We start from the raw sequence: 1929 nt of genomic DNA on the forward strand, positions 1-1929 counted from the left end.
CCTCACCCCTTACTCCCTATTTTATCATCTTTACATGAAAAAGTCTGCCGGTAGGCAGACTTTTTCGACAAGCTGTGCAGGCCACTTGTCCATAGGGACAGGTGGCCTGCATTCCATATTGGTTGATCCGATTTTACTTTTCCTGGAAATTCATAAGCATCTGCGCGGCCTGTGCCCGTGTCACAAGGCCCTTGGGGTCCAGAATGCCGCCGCCCCTGCCGCTCATGACGCTGTTCTCCACGGCCCAGCGCAGGGCCTCCAGTGCGTAACCGCCAGCCTTGTCCGCATCGGTGAAGCGCAGTTCCTTATCGGTGGCGGCGGGACTTCCGGCATACCGCCAGAGCATGACGGCCAACTGTTCCCTGGTGATGCTGTCGTTAGGACCGAATATCCCGCCGCTGTAGCCGCCAATGATTCCCTGACTGGCGGCCCAGCGGATGGCCTCGGTGTACCAAGCGCCCTCCGCCACATCGCCATATTGCAGCAGGTAGTTGACAACCGGCCTGCCCTCCATGTTAAAGAGGATTTGGGCAAACTGGGCGCGGGAGAGGTTGTTGCTCGGTCCAAAGGTTCCGTTGCCATAGCCGCCCATCAGACTACTCCGCAGAACATAGTCTACGGCCTCATGATACCAAGTCCCCACGCTCCCCAGGTCGGTGAAGCCGCGGGAGGGGCAGTCCGCGCCGCCGTCACAAGGCTTTTGCTTATCGCCCGGCAGGGGCGCGAAGACCGCCATAACCGTTACGGCCCTGCTGGGCATGGCAAAGGTGTATTTCCCGCCGCCCTGGTCCATCAGTCTGATCGCATTCCCCCGGCTGTCGGTGACGGCCAGAGTGTCCAGTTCATAGCCGCTGTCCGGGGTAACGGTCAGGGTGACGGTGCTGTTGCTGCTGGCACTGGCGCGGTTAGATGCTACTTTGCCNTGTTCCGGTTTTTCCACGGTGACGGCGTAGGTGCTGGCGCTCCAGCCCCCGCCGCCATGACCGCCGCCGGACGGAGTATCAGGATTGGCCGCGGGAGCCGTCCAGCCCACGGAGATCGGGGACAGGCCGGTCACGGTAAACTGGATGCCATTTTCCACATTGGTGACGGCGGGCCGCTCCGTATCGCCGGGCCGCTTTCCAAAATCGGTGGTGGTGAACATATGCACCACAGTGAAGCGGAAGCCGCTGTTTGTGCCGCTGGGATAGGGCAGGGTGACGGCCAGCCCCCCGGAGGGGAAGTTGTCCGCCGTGGCCGGCGTCCAGGTCGCGCCACCGTCTGTGCTGATCATCAGCGTTACATCATAGACGGCGGTATTTTGGAGCGGAATATCGGGGTTGACTCGGGTGATCTCCGTTTTCATCACCGCGTTCAGCTTGGCGGGGGTGTTTAGCGCGGGAATACCGCTCAGGCCCTCGGGCACCTCTGAAATCCCCTCCTTCACCTCGATTGCCGTCTCGACGCGGTCGGGGTCGAACGGCGGCGGATCAGGCGGAGTGGGGTCGCTGTCCGGCTCAAATACCGCCTTGACCGTCACATTTCCGGCGGGCATGGTGAAGCTGTTGCCGCTGATTGCCGCGCCGCCGGAAACCACCTGCCATTCCTTGAAGTGATGGCCATCCCCCGGCGTGGCGGTCAGGGTGATTTCGGTCCTCGCCGTTGCGGAGGCCGGATAGGCGGACGCCGTACCATTGCCCTCGGTCTGCACNGTCACNNTGNAAGTCTCCGNCTGCGGCGNATCGGGCGGATCGGGCGGAGTGGTGTCCTGCTCAAACACCGCTCTGACCGTCACGTTTTCGGCGGGCATGGTAAACTTGCTATCGCTGATTGTCACACCGCCGGAAACCACCAGCCACTCCTTAAAGTGATAGCCGTTGTCCGGCGCGGCGGTCAGATTGATTAGCGTCCCCGCCTCCGCAGAGGCCGGAGAAGCGGATGCTGTACCAC

1 protein-coding gene is annotated in these 1929 nt (G+C 61.9%); it reads right to left on the reverse strand.

Translation table 11 applies throughout. The annotated features are described in order from the left end of the window. Window positions 1–133: 133 nt before the first annotated feature. On the reverse strand, window positions 134–1929 hold a 1796-nt coding region (locus JX325_RS09930), incomplete at its 5' end, for an S-layer homology domain-containing protein (protein ID WP_204790990.1).

Source organism: Oscillibacter sp. CU971 (genome assembly GCF_905219725.1).
Classification (GTDB): Bacteria; Bacillota; Clostridia; order Oscillospirales; family Oscillospiraceae; genus Oscillibacter.